Origin of the sequence: Yoonia sp. TsM2_T14_4 (assembly GCF_049602355.1) — a bacterium.
In the GTDB taxonomy this organism is placed as follows: domain Bacteria; phylum Pseudomonadota; class Alphaproteobacteria; order Rhodobacterales; family Rhodobacteraceae; genus Yoonia; species Yoonia vestfoldensis_A.
This window is the reverse complement of sequence record NZ_CP187137.1, coordinates 1,000,430-1,018,003: the sequence shown is the minus strand read 5'-3', so window position 1 is coordinate 1,018,003 and position 17,574 is coordinate 1,000,430. Positions and strand designations below refer to the sequence as shown.

General features: G+C 60.7%; 17 protein-coding genes. 10 read left to right on the top strand and 7 right to left on the bottom strand.

Annotation, left to right across the window (positions count from 1 at the left end; all coding sequences use genetic code 11):
- Positions 1–8 precede the first annotated feature (8 nt).
- The 3 genes from ACPF9B_RS04965 (at position 9) to ACPF9B_RS04955 (ending at position 1,962) form a co-directional block, all read left to right on the top strand.
- Positions 9–479, top strand: a complete 471-nt coding sequence (locus tag ACPF9B_RS04965; protein ID WP_424179651.1) for a YbaK/EbsC family protein — start codon at positions 9–11, stop codon at positions 477–479.
- A gap of 111 nt (positions 480–590) precedes the next feature.
- Positions 591–1,019: a DUF2852 domain-containing protein gene (locus ACPF9B_RS04960; RefSeq protein ID WP_007205059.1), complete on the top strand. Its 429-nt coding sequence runs from the start codon at positions 591–593 to the stop codon at positions 1,017–1,019.
- A 136-nt stretch (positions 1,020–1,155) separates the two neighbouring features.
- Entirely contained in the window at positions 1,156–1,962 is an 807-nt protein-coding gene (locus tag ACPF9B_RS04955; RefSeq protein WP_007205060.1) for an arginyltransferase, read from the top strand.
- Positions 1,963–1,966: 4 nt separating this feature from the next.
- Here the strand turns inward: ACPF9B_RS04955 and ACPF9B_RS04950 are convergent, their stop codons facing one another.
- The 4 genes from ACPF9B_RS04950 to ACPF9B_RS04935 form a co-directional block, all read right to left on the bottom strand.
- Positions 1,967–4,132, bottom strand: a complete 2,166-nt coding sequence (locus ACPF9B_RS04950; protein ID WP_424179648.1) for a TRAP transporter large permease — start codon at positions 4,130–4,132, stop codon at positions 1,967–1,969.
- Between the two features lie 15 nt (positions 4,133–4,147).
- Positions 4,148–5,092, bottom strand: coding sequence for a TRAP transporter small permease subunit (locus ACPF9B_RS04945; RefSeq protein WP_424179646.1), 945 nt, complete (start codon positions 5,090–5,092; stop codon positions 4,148–4,150).
- Between the two features lie 99 nt (positions 5,093–5,191).
- A complete protein-coding gene (locus ACPF9B_RS04940; protein ID WP_424179644.1) occupies positions 5,192–6,274 on the bottom strand; it encodes a TRAP transporter substrate-binding protein in 1,083 nt (360 codons plus the stop codon).
- Between the two features lie 249 nt (positions 6,275–6,523).
- On the bottom strand, positions 6,524–7,606 hold the full coding sequence (locus tag ACPF9B_RS04935) for a LysM peptidoglycan-binding domain-containing protein (protein ID WP_424179642.1): 1,083 nt from the start codon (positions 7,604–7,606) through the stop codon (positions 6,524–6,526).
- Positions 7,607–7,847: 241 nt separating this feature from the next.
- Here ACPF9B_RS04935 and yghU point away from each other — a divergent pair, with 241 nt between their 5' ends.
- The 4 genes from yghU (at position 7,848) to ilvN (ending at position 12,297) form a co-directional block, all read left to right on the top strand.
- Entirely contained in the window at positions 7,848–8,690 is an 843-nt protein-coding gene (gene yghU, locus ACPF9B_RS04930; protein ID WP_424179640.1) for a glutathione-dependent disulfide-bond oxidoreductase, read from the top strand.
- Between the two features lie 102 nt (positions 8,691–8,792).
- Positions 8,793–9,710, top strand: a complete 918-nt coding sequence (locus tag ACPF9B_RS04925; protein ID WP_424179638.1) for a calcium/sodium antiporter — start codon at positions 8,793–8,795, stop codon at positions 9,708–9,710.
- 240 nt (positions 9,711–9,950) lie between these two features.
- The gene (locus ACPF9B_RS04920; RefSeq protein WP_424179636.1) at positions 9,951–11,702 is read left to right on the top strand and encodes an acetolactate synthase 3 large subunit; all 1,752 of its coding nucleotides are present in this window, start codon (positions 9,951–9,953) and stop codon (positions 11,700–11,702) included.
- Between the two features lie 31 nt (positions 11,703–11,733).
- Positions 11,734–12,297, top strand: coding sequence for an acetolactate synthase small subunit (gene ilvN / locus ACPF9B_RS04915; protein ID WP_007205069.1), 564 nt, complete (start codon positions 11,734–11,736; stop codon positions 12,295–12,297).
- Positions 12,298–12,441: 144 nt separating this feature from the next.
- Here ilvN and ACPF9B_RS04910 read toward each other — a convergent pair whose 3' ends face one another.
- Complete coding sequence (locus tag ACPF9B_RS04910) at positions 12,442–12,672, bottom strand: hypothetical protein (protein WP_040483149.1); 231 nt, start codon at positions 12,670–12,672, stop codon at positions 12,442–12,444.
- Between the two features lie 143 nt (positions 12,673–12,815).
- Between ACPF9B_RS04910 and ACPF9B_RS04905 the strand changes: the two genes are divergently transcribed.
- Together ACPF9B_RS04905 and ACPF9B_RS04900 are read left to right on the top strand one after the other, a co-directional pair.
- The gene (locus ACPF9B_RS04905) at positions 12,816–13,754 is read left to right on the top strand and encodes a nucleoside hydrolase (protein ID WP_424179633.1); all 939 of its coding nucleotides are present in this window, start codon (positions 12,816–12,818) and stop codon (positions 13,752–13,754) included.
- Positions 13,751–15,145: a protein adenylyltransferase SelO gene (locus ACPF9B_RS04900; RefSeq protein ID WP_424179631.1), complete on the top strand. Its 1,395-nt coding sequence runs from the start codon at positions 13,751–13,753 to the stop codon at positions 15,143–15,145. The genes ACPF9B_RS04905 and ACPF9B_RS04900 overlap by 4 nt, the downstream gene beginning before the upstream one ends.
- Before the next feature lie 74 nt (positions 15,146–15,219).
- On the opposite strand, the gene ACPF9B_RS04895 is transcribed toward ACPF9B_RS04900, so the two are convergent.
- The gene (locus ACPF9B_RS04895) at positions 15,220–15,765 is read right to left on the bottom strand and encodes a peptidylprolyl isomerase (RefSeq protein WP_424179629.1); all 546 of its coding nucleotides are present in this window, start codon (positions 15,763–15,765) and stop codon (positions 15,220–15,222) included.
- Positions 15,758–16,264, bottom strand: coding sequence for a peptidylprolyl isomerase (locus ACPF9B_RS04890; protein WP_007205074.1), 507 nt, complete (start codon positions 16,262–16,264; stop codon positions 15,758–15,760). The genes ACPF9B_RS04895 and ACPF9B_RS04890 overlap by 8 nt, the downstream gene beginning before the upstream one ends.
- Positions 16,265–16,392: 128 nt before the next feature.
- Here ACPF9B_RS04890 and ACPF9B_RS04885 point away from each other — a divergent pair, with 128 nt between their 5' ends.
- Entirely contained in the window at positions 16,393–17,568 is a 1,176-nt protein-coding gene (locus ACPF9B_RS04885) for a phosphoglycerate kinase (protein ID WP_424179626.1), read from the top strand.
- Positions 17,569–17,574: the final 6 nt, after the last annotated feature.

The following is a 17,574-nucleotide window of genomic DNA, read 5'->3' as shown; positions in this document are numbered from 1 at the left end:
CATGACAGATGAGCAAAAGCCTGACCCGCGTCATCCGCGCACTGCAAGATCACGGGGTCCAGATCACCCCGCTGGAAATGGACGAGCAGACCCGCACAGCACAACAGGCCGCCGATGCCGCAAACTGCGCGCTGGACCAGATCGCCAAATCGGTGATTTTCGCAGGCCAGACCAGCGGGCGCGCGATCTTGTTCATCACCGCGGGCGGCAATCAGGTGGATAGCGGCAAGGCAAGCGTGGCCGCGGGCGAGCCTTTGGCCAAGGCCGATGCCAGTTTGATCCGCGCGCAGACCGGTTTTGCCATCGGCGGCGTCGCGCCCATCGGGCATTTGACGCCAGTGCGCGCCTTTTTCGATGCGCGCCTGCTGGATTTCGCGCAAATCTGGGCGGCCGCTGGCACGCCACGGCATATATTCCCCATAGCGCCACAGCAATTGTTGCAGATTTCCGGCGCGCAGATTGCTGATTTCATTGCCTGATTTGTCATGATGTAAAAAACCTTTACATCACCTCTTGCAAAATATGGGCGGCTTTCCGATATCTGTGATGTGAAACACATTCACATCCACCCTGCTGCCTTGAAGGAGAGCATGATGACCACGAACACAGCCCAGACTTACGACACCAGCCCCGGTTTTCTTGCCCGGACCGAGGCTTGGCTTGATGCGCGCGGCAAAGGCGCCTGGATCGCCGCGATGGTGCTGGGCTTTATTGTGTTTTGGCCCGTGGGTCTGGCGCTTTTGGCCTATATGATCTGGGGCAAGGGCCTGTTTGCGGGGTCCTGCCGCAAGACTGGCAAGTCGTCCATCACCATGACCAAATCCAGCGGCAACGCAGCTTTTGACGCCTACCGCAATGAAACCATCCGCCGTCTGGAAGACGAGCAGCACAAGTTCGAGGCTTTTCTCAAGCGGTTGCGCGATGCCAAGGACAAGGCCGAATTCGACGCCTTCATGGATGAACGCGAACGCAAGGCCGCAGCAAAATCTGCCATGGCACCCGACGCGCCACAGGTCTGACACAGGCCAATTCCCCCGAACGGCCCGCCACGGCGGGTCGTTTTGGTAAGAGGCGCGCATTAACGCAGCGTGTGACACAGGGCTTGGCGCGCGGGCGCAGGGTTGTTAAGCTTCGTGAAACCATACGGGTTCATTCATGCGCCACACCCTTCCAATCGCCCCGCAGTTCTATGTGACAGCGCCGCAGCCTTGCCCCTATCTTGCGGGCCGGATGGAACGAAAGCTGTTCACAGCCCTGCAAGGCGACAACGCGCCGAAACTCAACGATTCGCTGTCAAAACAGGGGTTCCGGCGGTCGCAAAACGTGCTCTACCGGCCGTCCTGCGCGGAATGTTCGGCCTGTATGTCGGCACGGATCAATGTGGCCGCGTTCACGCCTTCGCGCAGCCAGCGCCGTGTTCTGGCGCGCGCGCATCACCTGCACCGCCGCGCGACATCGCCCTGGGCGACCGAGGAACAATATGACCTGTTCCGCGCCTATCTCGACAGCCGCCATGCGACGGGCGGGATGGCAGATATGGATATGTTCGAATTTGCCGCCATGATCGAGGAAACGCCGATCCGGTCGCGCGTGATCGAATATACCGATGCGGGGGTTTTGCAGGCGGTCTGTCTGACAGATATTCTCGATGACGGGCTTTCGCTGGTCTATTCCTTCTTTGATCCCGCGCTCGAACGCTTGTCGCTTGGCACCCATGTCATCCTTGACCATGTCAAGATCGCGCAGGAAATGGACCTGCCTTATGTCTATCTGGGCTATTGGGTGCCGGGCAGCCCCAAGATGGGCTATAAGGCGAAATTCGCAGGGCTGGAGGTGTTTCGCGGCGGCACATGGTCACCGCTGACCGCGCCCGACAGTTTCGACACAGCCCTGCATCCTTTGTCCTCCGAACCCATCGCCGAACAGGTCGCCAAGATCAACCTGCCCGACGGGCGCAGCTAGCCCATCAGCCCAGCAGGTTGGGCAGGATCGTCACCACCCAAGGGAAAAACGCAAGGATCAGCAGCGCGCCGATCTGGATGCCGATGAATGGCAGCACCCCGCGATAGATCTGGCCCGTGGTGATCGACTTGGGCGCCACACCGCGCAGATAGAACAGCGCAAACCCGAATGGCGGCGTCAGGAACGAGGTTTGCAGGTTCACCGCGATCATGATCGTCACCCATTTGGGATCAAACGTGCCGCCATAGATCACCGGCCCGACAATGGGGATCACGATGTAGATGATCTCCAGAAAATCCAGCACGAACCCAAGGATGAACAGCACGAGCATGACCAGCAAGAAAACCTGCCATTCATTGTCGAACGACCGCAGGAATTGCTGGATATAATGTTCCCCCCCGAAAGAGATCAGCACAAGGTTCAACAATTGCGACCCGATCAGGATGGCAAAGACCATCGCCGTCACCTTGGCAGTTTCGCGCACGACAGGTGCCAGAACGCCGCCCGCCAGCAGCACCCAACAGGCCCACAAAAGCCCGAACATCGCGTAAAGGAACGCGCCGAATGCCACCAGAAAGGCAATCCGGTCTTCCAGCGGCACCACCTCGCGGCCCATGCGCATGTCGAAATTATACCCCACCAGCAGCATCACGATGATCGCCCCCGCCGTCAGCAGCACGATGCGCGGTGACAGGCCCTGATCCTTGCGCTTGCGATACGCCGCCAGCAGGATCGCCCCGCCCGGCGTCGTCAGCGGCGAAACAAGCAGCACATCGACCAGCAGTAACAGCCCGATCCCCCCTGCCCCGATCAGCAAGGGCCGGTGGTTGGCCAGCGGCGCCACGCCGCGCGCCACGGCCAGCATCAGCCCCATGATCACGGCGGCAACGGCAATGCCGGTCCCGATGGGCGGCGCGTCAACGGCGCGCTGCGCGACCCTCTCGGCGCGTTCCTCTGGCGAAAGTTGTCGTGCCTGTGTCACGCCACCGGCGGCGTCGATCTGCGCCTGTTCGGCAAGGGCGCTGTCCCATGCCGCTTGGCCATGCAGGGCGATCATGCTGTCGGCGCAGGCGGGGCTGACGCGGGTGCGCAATGATGCGGATTGGCCTGCATCGGTGAAACTGCCCACCAGCACCGACTGGCTACCCACAACGCCTGCCCCGTTCAGCCCGATCACCAGCCCGATGATCCCCACAGGCACCGCCAGAAACCATGTCAGTTTATCGTTGCGGCTGCCGGTCTTGGTGCCGGTACCTGCGCTGAATTGCACGGCGGGGGCCTTGGTCGGGTTCAGCAGGGCAAAGACAAAGGCATAAAGCGCGTAAAGCACCGCCAGCATGATCCCGGGCAGCAAGGCCGCCTGAAACAACGCGCCCACCGACACCACCGCAGGCTTGCCCAGATAGGTCAGCGCGTCATTGCACCCCGCCAATTGCGCGCGCTGTTCTTGTGCCGTGGCGTATAGATCGCCTGCCAAGGTGCCCAACAGCACGATCACGATGGAGGGTGGTATGATCTGCCCCAAGGTGCCGGACGCCGCGATCACCCCCGTGGCTAATTGCGGCGAATAGCCGTTTTTCAACATCGTCGGCAGCGCCAGCAGGCCCATCGTCACGACGGTGGCGCCCACGATCCCTGTCGAGGCCGCCAGAAACGCACCAACGATCACGATCGACACGGCAAGCCCCCCCGGCAACGGGCCGAACACCCGCGCCATCGTTGTCAGCAATTCATCCGCGATGCGCGAGCGTTCCAGCACGATGCCCATCATCACGAACATCAGCACCGCCAGCAAAATCTCGATGGAATTGCCCGCCAGCACCTTTTCATTGATCCGGTTGACCATGAACCCGATGTTGCGGTCCAGCGCCGTTTCCCAGCCCTGCGGGAACAATGGCGCCTCAAACCGGGGCAGATCAGGATAGCGGAACACCGAAATCGTATCCGGGCGCACGCCCTCGGCGATCAGGGCGCGATAGGCGTCAGAGCGCATATCGACACCAGCATGGACCAGCAGACCGGACGAATCCAGCGCAGCAATGATCGCAAAAGACATCACCGCCGCCCCGCTGATCGCAAAGGCCACGGGAAACCCCGACAGGATCCCCGCAAACAGCGTCAGGAACAGGATGATGATGCCGATCTCGATGCCGTCTAAGCCGAAAAGCATGATACGTCCGCCTTGTTAATGTATCTTGGCTGAAAGATCGGCGATCTCGTCGCCAGTCTTGTCTTTATCAAGGTATTTGGCCTCGCTGGCCTCGCCTTCTTTGCGTTCCAGCAACGACCGGTAAAACACCGCGACCGCCTGCAACAGCACCATGAAGGTGAAGACCAGCAGCAGTATCTTGAACAGGAAATAGGCGTCAAAACCGTTTGCCGATGTGCTGATCGTTTCGATATTCCACTGGAATGCCTGCGACCGCGTCATCAACCGATCGAGCGTGTCAGACGCCGATGCGTTGGGCAGCACCAGATGCCGCCACATGAAAAACCAGCCATAGATCCAGATCACGATGGCGGATGGCACCATGAAAAACAGCGCGCCGAACATGTCGACACAGCGTTTGGCGCGAAAGCTCATCGGCGCATAGAGCAGATCGACCCGCACATGCCCGCCCTGCACAAAGGTATAGGTCGCGCACAGGGTGATGACGATGGCGTTATAAAGCTTCAGCTCGTCCGACCACCAGCTGACGGGGCGTTCAAAGGTCACGCCCAACCCGATGCTGATGTCAGAGACCGCGAAAATGCCTTGCAGAAAGATGATGACGATCTGTTGCAGCACCATCAACAGCCCTGCCCATGCCGCGGCCCGCCCGACGCTGTTGGCAAAGCCTTCCAGCACGCGCACGCAGCGCCACATGAAGGCATTAAAAATCAGCCCTGAGATGGTGACGACCGCAAAGATCACCAGCACCGCAAAGAACAATTCAACCGAGGCCCCGTAATAGATGAACCGCGCCAGCGCCTGTTTGGCGGCGGGGTCCATCGGGCCATTGATCTGCGGCACCCAAGACAGCCACAGGCCGGGGTTCAGCAGCGCGAAACCGATGTTGTAAAAGGCTGCGATCAGCTGCGCCGCGATCCAGCCAAAGGCGTTGCCGCCCCATGCCTCCACCAGTCCCATGATCTATCCCCGTTTATTCTTGCACCGATGCAAAGAAGGCCCGCAGCACCCGCGCGGGCCTTCTTTTGGCGTTGCATACCGGCGATGCCGGCCTTGCGCCTAGGCCTTCAGGCGGTTGCGCTGTGCCAGATAAGCACCTTCGGAAATGCTGGACCATTGCGCCGAGCTGCGCATCGAGGCGAAATAGCTTTCGTGGCATTTCGCATAGATCGGATCACCCAACGCTTCGGCGACGACTTCGTCGGCGGCGGCGCTGAACGCATCCCAGATCGGGTCCGCAAATTCGAGCACCTGCACGCCACCGGCCTGCAAACGCGACAATGCAGCGGCGTTACGGGCCATGAACAGCGACATCGTCCAGATGCTGCTGGCGCGGCTGGCGTTTTGCACGATCGATTGCTGCGCCGGCGTCAGGCTTTCGTAGACATCAAGGTTCAACACCAGGTTCAGGTTCGGCCCCGGCTCGTGGAAACCGGCGGTGTAATAGAATTTGGTGATTTCCTGGAAACCGGCGGTTTCATCAGCCCAAGGCCCGATCCATTCGGTCCCGTCAATCGCCCCAGAGGCCAGCGCCTGATACACTTCAGCGCCCGGCAGGTTCTGGACCGATGCGCCCAGCTTGCCCATCACCTGACCACCCTGCCCCGGCATGCGGAAACGCAGACCCTGGAAATCTTCGGGGCCGTTCATTTCCTTGGCGAACCAGCCACCCGATTGCGGGCCGGTGTTGCCTGCCGAAAACGCCTTGAGCCCAAAGATCGAATACAATTCGTCAGCCAGCACATCGCCGCCGTCGTGGTTGATCCAATTGGAATATTCCATGAAGGTCATGCCGAACGGGATCTGCGAAAAGAACGAAAACGCAGGGTGCTGGCCAAGGAAATAGTAATCCACGCCGTGATACATATCGGCCTGACCAGCGGCGACGGCGTCGAACACTTCGAACGCGCCAACCAATTCGCCCGCGGCCTTGAGATCGACGGTGACCTGCCCGTCGGTCATCGCGGTGATCATATCGGCGCAATATTGCGCGCTGTCATGCACACCGGCAAGGCCACGACCCCAGGTCGTCACCAGCGTCAGGGTACGGTTGCCCTGCGCATAGGCAGGCGCGGCCAGCGCTGTCGCTGCAGCGGCAGAGCCGCCAATCGCTGAATTCTTCAAGAAAGACCGACGGTCCATAAAATCTCCTCCCAGAAGGTTTTTGGCGGGGTCATGCAACATCCACGATCTGCTCAAGGTTGTCGTAAACCATTTTTAACCACATTCGAAATACAAAAGAAATACAAAACAACCGGCTAAACCTTCTCGGGCTTTCAAAGCCAACCGCAGTCATTGCAGGCTTTGAACGCTGAACTTTGCACGCCACCAGACCAAAGGCGGCCGCCCCTTTTGACGGGGGCGACCTGACTGTCCCCCGGGAGAGAAGGATCAGTTTTCCAAGCTGGCCTGAATACCCGCACGCACGATCGAGAACCATTCCCCCGTTAGGCGCAATTGTTCCAGCCCCGCGTTCATCGCAGGCAGGGCGGCATTGGCTTCGGGGTTGGTCTTGGCCACAAAGACATGCAGCGTCGCGGTCGTGGTCAGCGCATCCAGCGACACGACCCTGTCGGCCATCGCCAGGCTGCGCATGTCATCTTCGGCAGGCAGCGCATCATAGCTGACGACATCGACAGCGCCCGCTTCGAGCAGGCGCCAGCACTCCAGCTGACTGACCCGCGTCATCGTGATCTCTGGTTCGGTCAGGCCTTCGGCTTCCATGTCAAAGGTGAACCATGCATCGGGCCGACAGATTCGCGCGCCCAGCAGATCGGCATGGTCTGTCGCGCTGTCATAGGGGCTGCCCGCCAGCGTGTAATACCCGACCAGCGCGTCATAGAACGGGTCGGAATGGTTGAAATCGGTGCAGCGATACGCATTGGGCGGCGACAGGATTTCAACGCGGTCGCAATCGGGCTTGAACCACGGAAAGGCCATATCGACAGCGCCCGACGGCAGCAGGCTGTCCAGCTGCGCGTTCCAATCGTTCACGAAGAAGAAATTGACCTCTTGTGCAGGATTGCCCAGCTCGAGCGCGCGGAGCACTAATTGGGTGAACAGCCCGCCGCCGGGCAAGTCCTTGTCGGTGAATGGCGCATAGCCGCTTGCTGTCACGATGCGCAGCGGGCGGTCGGCTGTCACCGGTGCGGGCGCTGCGGCTTGGTTGGCCGCGGGCGCCGCAGATGGCAATGACCCGTCCGCGCAAGGGATCGTGATCACCTGCCCGGTTTCAACCAGATTGGGTGACCGCAGAACATGCGCATTGGCGTTGAACAACACCTGAAAACCGCCTTGAACCCCCGTCGCTTTGGCGATCTTGCTCAGCGTATCGCCTCGGACGATCGTGTACCGGCTGCATAAGTCCTGCGCCTGAGCTGCGTGACTACCGCCCAGCACCAGACCGGCCGATATCGCTAGCGCCATGGCCAAAGCCGAAGCGGTCTTGAATGCCATACCCGTCGTGGTCACCATGGGGTTTGCCTTTCTATGGTCGGTTTCCTGTCCCTCGACTATCCCGCAGAAAAAGGCGAAATGTTGACCAAATCTGCGAAAAGACCGATCTGGACCGCCCAGACCGCTGCTTTGTTGTCGAATGCGACCGATCCATTGGCGCGGGTCATTTCAGCGCCTCACGCATTCGTGGCGCGTTCAGGGTTGTTTTCAGGGGGCCAAGGCTGGTCTAACGTCGCAGGAACGCGAAAAGGATGACATGATGACCGACCACAAACCCTATACCCCCCCCAAAGTCTGGACATGGGACGCCGAAAACGGTGGCAAATTCGCCAGCATCAACCGGCCCATCGCAGGGGCCACCCATGACAAGGACCGCCCGCAGGGCGAGCATCCGCTACAACTTTATTCGCTGGCGACACCCAATGGCGTCAAGGTCACGGTCATGCTCGAAGAATTGCTGGCCGCAGGTCACAAGGGCGCGGAATATGACGCCTGGCTGATCGACATCAACAAAGGCGACCAGTTCAGCAGCGGTTTTGTGGGCGTGAACCCCAATTCCAAGATCCCCGCCCTGTTCGATAGTGACACCGGCCTGCGCGTGTTCGAAAGCGGCGCGATCCTGCTGTATCTGGCGGAAAAATTCGGGGCGTTCCTGCCTACGGACATCGCAGGCCGAACCGAGACGCTCAACTGGCTGTTCTGGCTGCAAGGCTCTGCGCCCTATCTGGGCGGCGGGTTCGGGCATTTCTACGCCTATGCGCCGGAAAAATTCGAATATCCGATCAACCGTTTCGCGATGGAAACCAAGCGCCAGCTGGATGTGCTGGACCGGCAATTGGCCGATCACGCCTATATCGCGGGTGACAGCTATACGATTGCGGATATGGCGATTGCGCCGTGGTACGGGCGGCTGGTCAAAGGCGGGGCTTATGGCGATGCCGCGACCTTCCTTGATGCGGCATCTTATAAAAACGTGAACCGTTGGGCTGATGCGGTTCTGGCACGGCCCGCCTATATCCGCGGGCAAAAGGTCAACCGCACATGGGGCGAGCCGCATGAACAGCTGCCCGAACGGCACGCGGCCAGCGATTTCGACACATAAACAGACTGTTGCGGTCCGGCGATAGCGGGGGTGAATTTCGCCCCCCGCCCTTGCGCCTGACGGGCAATGGCCCCATGTCCACCCGACAAAGGTGGAGTCCGCATGTTAACTTATCTTATTCTGATCGGCGGCTTGCTTGGCCTGTTTCTGGGTGGAGACTGGCTGGTCAAAGGCGCAAGCGGTCTGGCGCTGCGCTTTGGCGTGGCACCGATAATCGTCGGCGCAGTTGTCGTGGGCTTTGGCACATCGACACCTGAATTGCTGGTGTCATTGCAAGCGGCGCTGGGCGGGCAGCCGGGCATCGCCATCGGCAATGTCATCGGGTCCAATATTGCCAATATCCTGCTAGTGCTGGGAACGGCGGCGCTCATCGGGCCGCTGGTTTTGACCTTTGCGAATGTCCGCAAAGATCTGCTTTGGATGACAGGCGCGGTCTTGTTCCTGCCCTATGCCTTCTGGTCGGGCGAGGTGAGCCATGTCGAAGGGCTGGTGTTGATCGGCGCACTGGCGGTTTATCTGTTCATCAGCCTGAAAGGATCGCGGGGCGAGGTAGACGACATCGACGCCCCCACCAGCCTGTGGATCGGTGGCGGGCTGACCATACTGGGTCTGGTCACGGTCATGGTCGGCGCGCATTATCTGGTGCAAAGCGCCAGCATCATCGCCCGCCAGTTCGGCGTGTCAGAGGCGATGATCGGGCTCAGCATCGTGGCCATCGGCACATCGCTGCCGGAACTTGCCACCACGGTGATGGCCGCGATCCGCGGCGAACGCGATATCGCGCTGGGCAATATCGTGGGGTCCAACATTTTCAACATTCTCGCCATTCTGGGGATCACAGCGGTGGTGACACCTATTCCGGTCGATGCGCGGTTCTTGAACGTGGACACGCCTGTCGTGATCGGAATCACGCTGTTGTTGCTGGCGCTGGTCTATTTCGTCGGCCGGATGAACCGGCTGGTCGGGGGCGGGATGCTGGTGGCCTATGTCGCCTATATCGCCCTGACGGCCGGTCTCTGAAAGAAAGTTGCGACAAAACACCTTTTTGCGACATTTTCTCCAGCGGGGCGGTTGACCGCCCTGCGAAGTCGCTCTAGAACCTGCCAGAGCAAAAGGAAATATGATGATTGTCGTCGTACTAATCGTGGATCACATGCGCATGGGCCGGTAACGGATTTTCCATAATGACCCCATGCGCCCCCGACAAAATCGGGGGTTTTTTTATGCCGGATGCAACGAAACGGATAGGACACCAGAGCAATGAGCAAAACCATGACCGGCGCAAAAATGGTCGTACAGGCCCTGATTGATCAGGGCGTGGATGTCGTGTTTGGGTATCCCGGCGGGGCTGTCCTGCCGATCTATGACGAATTGTTCCAGCAGGAAAAGATCAAGCATGTGCTGGTGCGCCACGAGCAGGCCGCCGTCCATGCCGCCGAAGGCTATGCGCGCTCAACCGGCAAGCCGGGTGTGGCGCTGGTGACATCCGGCCCCGGTGCAACCAATGCTGTGACCGGCCTGACCGATGCGCTGATGGATAGCATCCCGATCATCGTGCTGACCGGCCAGGTGCCGACCTTCATGATCGGGTCAGATGCGTTCCAAGAGGCCGATACAGTCGGCATCACGCGGCCCTGCACTAAGCATAACTGGCTGGTCAAGGATACCGAGAAACTGTCAGCCACCCTGCACGAGGCGTTTCACGTCGCCCTGTCCGGCCGCCCCGGCCCGGTGCTGATCGACATTCCCAAGGATGTGCAATTCGCCACTGGCACCTACACCGAGGCACGCCAGGTCGAAACCCATTACAATCCCCAGGTCAAAGGCGATCTGGCGATGATCACCGAATTGGCCAAGGCGATGGAAACCGCCAAACGGCCCGTGTTCTATACCGGCGGCGGCGTGATCAATTCCGGCACTGCCGCGTCGCAATTGCTGCGCGAACTGGTGGCGGCGACCGGTTTTCCGATCACCTCGACCCTGATGGGTCTGGGGGCCTATCCGGCCTCGGGCGACAATTGGTTGGGGATGCTGGGGATGCATGGCCTGTATGAGGCCAATATGGCGATGCACGACTGTGATCTGATGATCAATATCGGCGCGCGCTTTGATGACCGGATCACGGGGCGAATCGACGCCTTTAGCCCACGCTCGAAAAAGGCACATATCGACATCGACGCCTCCTCGATCAACAAGGTGGTGCATGCCGATTTCCCGATCCTGGGCGATGTGGCCCATGTGCTCGAAGATTTGCTGAACGTCTGGAAAGCCCGCGGGCGCAAGACCAACACCGAAGGTCTGGCCAAATGGTGGGGCCAGATCAAGGAATGGCGCGCTGTCGATTGCCTGAAGTTCACCCAGCAAGGCAATATTATCAAACCACAATATGCGTTAGAGCGGCTCGAAGCCCTGACCAAAAAGCACGACCGCTATATCTGCACCGAGGTTGGCCAGCACCAGATGTGGGCCGCGCAATATCTGGGGTTCGAGGACCCCAACCGCTGGATGACATCGGGTGGCCTTGGCACCATGGGCTACGGTTTTCCCGCATCCATCGGCGTGCAAATGGCCCATCCGGACGCGCTGGTCATCAACGTGGCAGGCGAGGCGTCGTGGCTGATGAACATGCAAGAATTGGGCACAGCTATGCAGTACCGTTTGCCGGTCAAGCAATTCATCCTCAACAACGAACGGCTGGGCATGGTGCGGCAATGGCAGGAATTGCTGCATGGTGAACGCTATTCCTCCAGCTGGTCGGAATCCCTGCCCGATTTCGTGAAACTGGCCGAGGCATTCGGCGCCAAGGGCATTTTGTGCAGCGATCCTGACACGCTGGATGATGCGATCTTGGAAATGCTGACCCATAAAGGGCCGGTCCTGTTCGATTGTCTGGTCGAAAAGCATGAAAACTGCTTCCCGATGATCCCGTCGGGCAAACCACATAATGAAATGCTGCTCGGCGATGCCTCGACAAAGGATGCCATCCAGGCCGGTGGCGCGGTGCTGGTGTAAGCCAGATCAATTCAAGGATAAGGACACCAACATGTCACCGCTGAAAATCAAAAAAGGCTCGACCAGCCATTCCGCCTATGACCTGCGGCCCAGCTATTCCGACACGGTGGAACGGCACACTCTGGCCGTTCTGGTGGAAAACGAACCGGGTGTGTTGGCCCGCGTCATCGGGCTCTTCGCTGGCCGCGGCTATAACATCGAAAGCCTGACCGTCGCCGAAGTCGATCATCAGGGCCACCGGTCGCGCATCACCATCGTGACCACCGGCACACCGCAGATCATCATCCAGATCAAGGCGCAGCTGGGCCGCATCATCGACGTGCATAAGGTCAACGACCTGACCGTCGAAGGGCCAAGCGTGGAACGCGAACTGGGGCTGTTCAAGGTCGCAGGCAAAGGCGAACACCGCGTCGAAGCCCTGCGGCTGGCCGATATCTTCCGCGCCAATGTGGTGGACAGCACGCTGGAATCCTTCGTGTTCGAAATCACCGGAACGCCCGAGAAGATCGACGCTTTCGCCGATCTGATGCGCCCCTTGGGCCTGCAAGAGGTGGCCCGCACCGGTGTCGCCGCCTTGTCGCGGGGCGCGGTCTGATCCGCCGCGCTGCGCGCGCCGGAGGCCTCCGGCGGGAGTACTTATAGAAATAAGAAGCTGCGGATCAACGCCTCTCGCGGCTTCTTATTTCCAAAAATACTACCCGCGCGGAGCGCACCGAACATCGCGCAGAGATGTGACGGATCAACGCGGCAGGATGCCCGCCGCCTCGCCCGCGGCGATCTCTGCGGCATCAAGCAAGCCATCGCCATTGATATCGAGCGCAGCGAAATTGTCTTCGGACACTTCGGGGGCCGCGGCCTGCACTTCGGGGAAACTGTACTGCCCGTCGCCATTCACATCGATCGCCGTCGATTGCGCCAAGGCGGGCAGCGCCAAAAGCAAGGCAGCGGGGATCAGCAGGTATCTGGACATTGTCGCCTCCACAGTCTGTTTGATACATTCTATCTGGGCATTTTCTACGCCGAATACCAGTGCCTGCCGATCACTTAGCCGCGCCCCCTTGCCCCCGCCGCGCGCAGCGGACAAGCTATGCGCAGCTGACCAAGGATTGCATCATGACACCGCGCAAGATCATTATCGACACAGACCCCGGGCAAGACGATGCCGTGGCGATCCTGCTGGCCCTCGCCTCGCCCGAGATCGACCTGCTGGGAATCACCGCCGTGGCGGGCAATGTGCCGCTGCCGCTGACCGAAAAGAACGCGCGCATTGTGTGCGAACTGGCGGGCCGGCCCGATGTCCGGGTTTTTGCCGGCTGTGACCGCCCGCTGTCGCGCCAATTGGTCACGGCGGAACATGTGCATGGCAAGACCGGCCTTGACGGCCCGCAAATGGCAGATCCCACGATGCCGTTGCAGGATCAGCATGCCGTTGATTTCATCATCCAGACGCTGCGCGAAGAACCAAGCGGCACGGTGACCTTGGTCCCTGTTGGCCCCTTGACCAATATCGCCACCGCGTTCCAGCGCGCGCCTGATATCATCGCGCGTGTGCGCGAAATCGTGCTGATGGGTGGCGCCTATTTTGCGGTGGGCAACATCACGCCGGCTGCCGAATTCAACATCTATGTCGATCCCGAAGCAGCCAAGATCGTCTTTGCCGCCGGTGTGCCGCTGGTCGTCATGCCGCTGGATGTCACGCATAAGGCGCTGACCACACGCGCGCGGATTGATGCCTTCCGCGCGATGGGCACGCGCGTCGGCGATATGGTCGCCGCCTGGACCGATTTTTTCGAACGTTTCGATATGGCGAAATACGGATCAGAGGGCGCGCCTTTGCATGACCCCTGCACTGTCGCCTATCTGATCGACCCCAGCCTGTTCAGCGGCCGGCTGATCAATGTGGAAATCGAGACAGGGTCGGAGCTGACCCTCGGCATGACCGTGGCCGATTGGTGGGGCGTCACCGACCGCCCCAAGAACGCGCTGTTCATCGGCGATATTGATGCCGAAGGGTTTTATGCGCTGCTGGCCGAAAGATTGGCGCGGTTATGAAAATCGCCTTTGACAACAGCTATGCCGCCCTGCCCGCGCAGATGTTCACGCCGCAATTGCCGACGCCTGTGGCGGCGCCCGCGATATTCGCGCGTAATGACGCATTGGCCGCAGTGCTGGGCATTGATCTGCACGCGCCCGATGCCGCACAGATATTCGCAGGCAACCATATTCCGGCAGGGGCCAGCCCGATTGCCACCGTCTATGCCGGCCACCAGTTTGGCCATTGGAACCCGCAACTGGGTGATGGCCGCGCGATCCTGTTGGGCGAGGTTGTGGGCAGCGACGGCATCCGCAGCGATATCCAGCTCAAAGGGGCCGGTCCCACCCCCTATTCGCGGTCGGGAGATGGCCGTGCCTGGCTGGGTCCCGTGATGCGCGAATATCTGGTGTCAGAGGCGATGGCCGCCCTTGGCGTGCCGACCACCCGTGCGCTGGCGGCTGTCACCACGGGCGAGGATGTGTACCGCGAAACCCGCCTGCCAGGGGCCATCATCACCCGCGTGGCGCAGAGCCATATCCGCGTCGGGACCTTCCAGTTTTTCGCCGCGCGCAAGGATGTCGACGCGCTGCGCGCCCTGACCGATCACGTCATCGCGCGGCATTACCCGCAGGCGGATGGGCCTGCTGCCTTGCTCGATGCTGTGATCGCCCGCTATGCGCGGTTGATCGCGCGCTGGATGGGGCTGGGGTTCATCCACGGGGTGATGAACACCGACAATGTCAGCATTGCAGGCGAGACGATTGATTACGGCCCCTGCGCCTTTGTCGATGATTTCGCGCATGGCGCGGTGTTCAGCGCCATCGATCAACAGGGCCGCTATGCCTATGGCAACCAGCCACAGATCGGGGCCTGGAACATGGCGCAATTTGCCACGGCGCTGATCCCTCTGATGGCTGACCGCGACCGCGCGGTGCAGGATTTCACCGCTGCCGTGCAGGGCTTTGCCCCGATCTATGCCCATGCCTGGTTGCAGGTTTTCGCGGCCAAGCTGGGAATTGCCGATCCCACGCCAGAGGATGCGGCCCTTGTCACTGACCTGTTGAACCTGATGGCGCAGGATGGCGCGGATTTCACCGCGACCTTTGCGGCGTTGTTGGATGGTCAGGCGCGCGACCAGTTCATCGACCACGATGCCTTTGACGTTTGGGCGACACGCTGGCGGGCGCGCCAGTCGCCACAAGCCACAGAGATCATGGCAGGCGCCAATCCGCGCGTCATCGCGCGCAATCATCAGGTAGAGGCCGCGATTGCAGCGGGCGTTTCAGGCGATTTTGCCCCATTTGACGCGCTGCTGGCGGCGGTGACACAGCCCTACACCGACAATTCCGCGTTTTCACGGCCACCCAGCCGCGATGAGCGTGTGACGCGAACGTTTTGCGGGACATAAGAGGGTGAGGCCCCGGATCAAGTCCGGGGCGTGCGGTGCGACGCCCCGGACTTGATCCGGGGCCTCGGCGTTGTTTACTCGGTCACCCGCACGGCGGCCATCATGTCTGGCTGGCCGATCACGGCGCCATTGGCCCCGGTGCCACGTTTGATTGCATCGACAATCTCCATGCCTGCGGTGACCTGCCCCACGACCGTATATTGACCATTCAGGAAATAGCCCGGCTCGAACATGATGAAAAACTGGCTGTTCGCGGAATTGGGGTTTTGCGACCGCGCCATGCCGACAACACCGCGTTCAAACGGCAGCTCCGAAAATTCGGCCGGAATGTCATCGAACGCCGACCCGCCCATGCCCGCGCGCGACAGATCACTGCCCATCACGCCGTTTTCCACATCACCGGTCTGCGCCATGAACCCGTCGATCACGCGGTGGAAGACCACGTTGTCATACCCGCCCTGTGCGGCAATCGCGGTGATCTGGGCGGTGTGCAGCGGGGCCACATCCTCGAACAGATCGATGGTGATGGTGCCGTTCGCTTCGCCCGCGATGTCGATTTCGAGACCCGCGCCAAAGGCGGGACCGGCCAGCAAGGCCAGTGCGATCAGATGCTTATACATCGGCGGCCACCTTGACGCTGATCATGCGGTCGGGGGCGACGGGTGGCTCACCACGGGTGATGGCATCGACATGGTCCATACCGGAAATGACCTGCCCGTAGACAGTATATTGACCGTTGAGGAAATCATTATCCTTGAAATTAATGAAAAACTGGCTGTTGGCCGAATCCGGGCTGGAGGACCGCGCCGCGCCGATGGACCCGCGCGCATGCGGCAGCTTGGAAAACTCCGCCTTCAGATCGGGCAGATCCGACCCGCCTGTGCCAGCGCGGCGGATGTTGAAATCCTGTTCCATATTGCCATTGGCCACATCGCCCGTCTGCGCCATGAAACCGTCGATCACGCGGTGAAAGCAGACATTGTCATAGGCACCGGCGCGGGCCAGTTCCTTCATCCGCGCGACATGGCCGGGGGCGACATCGGGCAAAAGCTGGATGATGACATCACCGTCCTTGAGGGTCATGATGATGGTGTTTTCGGGGTCTTTGATCTCGGCCATTTGGGGCTCCTTGCAGGGTGATTGGGCTTGGACATATGGCGGATGCGCGCAAAAGCCAAGGCGGCGCTGTTGACGCGGGCACATCCTTGCCGCAACAAAGCGCCAAGCAACCCCGAAGGATGGATCACATGGGCTGGAAAACACTCGACGACATGGATTTCGCAGGCAAACGCGCATTGGTGCGGGTCGATATCAACGTGCCGGTGGAAAACGGTGTCGTGACCGATACCAGCCGGATCGAACGGATCATCCCCACAGTGGACGACATCCATGCACAGGGCGGCAAGGTGATCCTGCTGGCGCATTTCGACCGGCCCAAGGGCAAGGTTGTCCCCGAAATGTCGCTGGAACATATCGCCGGCACCGTGGCCGATGTGCTGGGGCTGACGGTGACTTTCGTCAGTTCCAACTATGCCGAAGCCGTGGACGAGATGGAGGATGAAGAAGTCCTGTTGTTGGAAAACCTGCGCTTTCATCCCGGCGAGGAAAGCAATGACGCCGCCTTTGCCGCGCGTCTGGCCAGCCTTGGCGATATCTATGTCAACGACGCCTTTTCCGCCGCCCACCGCGCCCATGCCAGCACAGAGGCCATCGCCCATCTGCTGCCGTCCTGCGCAGGCCGCTTGCTGGAAGAAGAACTGGGCGCGCTGGATGCCGCCCTTGGCAATCCCGCCCGTCCCGTGGTGGCGGTGGTCGGCGGGGCAAAAGTATCGACCAAGCTGGACCTTTTGGGCAATCTGGTGGGCAAGGTCGACCATCTGGTGATCGGCGGCGGCATGGCCAATACCTTTCTGGCCGCGCAAGGGTTCAACGTGGGCAAGTCGCTCTGCGAACATGATCTGGCCGACACCGCCCGCGCCATTCTGGCCAAGGCGCAGGCCACGGGCTGCGAAATCATCCTGCCGCGCGACATCGTGGTGGCGCGTGAGTTCAAGGCGGGGGCGGCCAGCGAAACCTGCGCCCCCGATGCCTGCCCCGATGATGCGATGATCCTTGATGCGGGCCCCGCGACCGTCGCCTATATCGCCGAGGTGCTGGAAAAGGCCAAAACACTGGTCTGGAACGGCCCGTTGGGCGCGTTTGAAATCACCCCCTTCGATGCCGCCACCAATGCCGCCGCGCGCCATGCCGCCGGTCTGACGCAGGCAGGCAAGCTGATTTCCGTCGCCGGTGGTGGCGATACGGTATCGGCCTTGAATCAGGCCGGCGTGGCCGATGATTTCACCTATATTTCCGGCGCGGGCGGCGCGTTTCTGGAATGGATGGAAGGCAAGACCCTGCCGGGTGTCGCGGCACTGGGCTGATCGGCG

Coding starts and splice junctions, on each gene's coding strand:
- ACPF9B_RS04905 (WP_424179633.1), top strand. CDS start 12,816: ATGACACCGCGCAAGATCATTATCGACACAGACCCCGGGCAAGACGAT.
- ACPF9B_RS04925 (WP_424179638.1), top strand. CDS start 8,793: ATGTTAACTTATCTTATTCTGATCGGCGGCTTGCTTGGCCTGTTTCTG.
- ACPF9B_RS04935 (WP_424179642.1), bottom strand. CDS start 7,606: ATGGTGACCACGACGGGTATGGCATTCAAGACCGCTTCGGCTTTGGCC.
- ACPF9B_RS04950 (WP_424179648.1), bottom strand. CDS start 4,132: ATGCTTTTCGGCTTAGACGGCATCGAGATCGGCATCATCATCCTGTTC.
- ACPF9B_RS04965 (WP_424179651.1), top strand. CDS start 9: ATGAGCAAAAGCCTGACCCGCGTCATCCGCGCACTGCAAGATCACGGG.
- ACPF9B_RS04960 (WP_007205059.1), top strand. CDS start 591: ATGATGACCACGAACACAGCCCAGACTTACGACACCAGCCCCGGTTTT.
- ilvN (WP_007205069.1), top strand. CDS start 11,734: ATGTCACCGCTGAAAATCAAAAAAGGCTCGACCAGCCATTCCGCCTAT.
- ACPF9B_RS04945 (WP_424179646.1), bottom strand. CDS start 5,092: ATGGGACTGGTGGAGGCATGGGGCGGCAACGCCTTTGGCTGGATCGCG.
- ACPF9B_RS04900 (WP_424179631.1), top strand. CDS start 13,751: ATGAAAATCGCCTTTGACAACAGCTATGCCGCCCTGCCCGCGCAGATG.
- ACPF9B_RS04920 (WP_424179636.1), top strand. CDS start 9,951: ATGAGCAAAACCATGACCGGCGCAAAAATGGTCGTACAGGCCCTGATT.
- ACPF9B_RS04940 (WP_424179644.1), bottom strand. CDS start 6,274: ATGGACCGTCGGTCTTTCTTGAAGAATTCAGCGATTGGCGGCTCTGCC.
- ACPF9B_RS04955 (WP_007205060.1), top strand. CDS start 1,156: ATGCGCCACACCCTTCCAATCGCCCCGCAGTTCTATGTGACAGCGCCG.
- ACPF9B_RS04910 (WP_040483149.1), bottom strand. CDS start 12,672: ATGTCCAGATACCTGCTGATCCCCGCTGCCTTGCTTTTGGCGCTGCCC.
- yghU (WP_424179640.1), top strand. CDS start 7,848: ATGACCGACCACAAACCCTATACCCCCCCCAAAGTCTGGACATGGGAC.
- ACPF9B_RS04890 (WP_007205074.1), bottom strand. CDS start 16,264: ATGGCCGAGATCAAAGACCCCGAAAACACCATCATCATGACCCTCAAG.
- ACPF9B_RS04885 (WP_424179626.1), top strand. CDS start 16,393: ATGGGCTGGAAAACACTCGACGACATGGATTTCGCAGGCAAACGCGCA.
- ACPF9B_RS04895 (WP_424179629.1), bottom strand. CDS start 15,765: ATGTATAAGCATCTGATCGCACTGGCCTTGCTGGCCGGTCCCGCCTTT.